The sequence below is a fragment of the Alcaligenes sp. PF14 genome (genome assembly GCF_037150615.1).
GTDB lineage: Bacteria > Pseudomonadota > Gammaproteobacteria > Burkholderiales > Burkholderiaceae_B > Alcaligenes > Alcaligenes phenolicus.
In genome coordinates, this window is the sequence record NZ_JBAGRS010000018.1 from 1 (window position 1) to 1,342 (window position 1,342).

The window sequence follows — 1,342 nt, forward strand, 5'->3', positions numbered from 1 at the left end:
TCGCCTTGTGATGACAATACACGGGTTGTGATTGCAACAGAACAAATTATGTTCAACGAAAGTTCTCAAAAATATAGACGTTGTCTGATCTTCGGATTGGATAACAGCTAAGGATTGATGAACGGCAACAACGTATACTCATATTCCTATAACAGCATCAAGCGTTATAGGATCAAGCGAATAAGTGCATATGATGGATGCCTTGGCGATCACAGGCGATGAAGGACGCGGTAGCCTGCGAAAAGCTACGGGGAGCTGGCAAACAAGCTTTGATCCGTAGATGTCCGAATGGGGAAACCCACCGTAGTAATACGGTATCCCATGCTGAATACATAGGCATGTGGAGGCGAACCGAGTGAACTGAACCATCTCAGTAACTCGAGGAAAAGAAATCAACCGAGATTCCGGAAGTAGTGGCGAGCGAAACCGGACCAGCCTGGATGTTTTAGCGTAGTGAATAGTCGAATGGAATGGAAAGTCCAGCCGTAGCAGGTGATAGCCCTGTAGGCGAAATTCAGTACGTGGAACTAAGCATCGAACAAGTAGGGCGGGACACGTGAAATCCTGTCTGAATATGGGGGGACCATCCTCCAAGGCTAAATACTCGTGATCGACCGATAGTGAACCAGTACCGTGAGGGAAAGGCGAAAAGAACCCCGGAAGGGGAGTGAAATAGATCCTGAAATCGTATGCATACAAACAGTAGGAGCACCTTCGTGGTGTGACTGCGTACCTTTTGTATAATGGGTCAGCGACTTACATTCAGTGGCAAGCTTAACCGAATAGGGGAGGCGTAGCGAAAGCGAGTCCGAATAGGGCGATTCAGTCGCTGGGTGTAGACCCGAAACCAGGCGATCTATCCATGGCCAGGTTGAAGGCACGGTAACACGTGCTGGAGGACCGAACCCACTAATGTTGAAAAATTAGGGGATGAGCTGTGGATCGGAGTGAAAGGCTAAACAAGCCTGGAGATAGCTGGTTCTCTCCGAAAACTATTTAGGTAGTGCCTCGTATATTACTGCCGGGGGTAGAGCACTGTTATGGCTAGGGGGTCACAGCGACTTACCAACCCATGGCAAACTCCGAATACCGGCAAGTACAGTACGGGAGACAGAGCACCGGGTGCTAACGTCCGGACTCAAGAGGGAAACAACCCAGACCGCCAGCTAAGGTCCCTAACTATGGCTAAGTGGGAAACGAAGTGGGAAGGCATAGACAGTCAGGAGGTTGGCTTAGAAGCAGCCATCCTTTAAAGAAAGCGTAATAGCTCACTGATCGAGTCGTCCTGCGCGGAAGATGTAACGGGGCTAAGCCATAGACCGAAGCTGCGGATGTGTACTTT

At 49.6% G+C, this 1,342-nt stretch carries 1 rRNA gene; it reads left to right on the top strand.

The annotated features are described in order from the left end of the window. Positions 1 to 170: 170 nt before the first annotated feature. Positions 171 to 1,342: ribosomal RNA gene (locus WFM49_RS18480) — 23S ribosomal RNA — on the top strand; the annotation flags it as partial.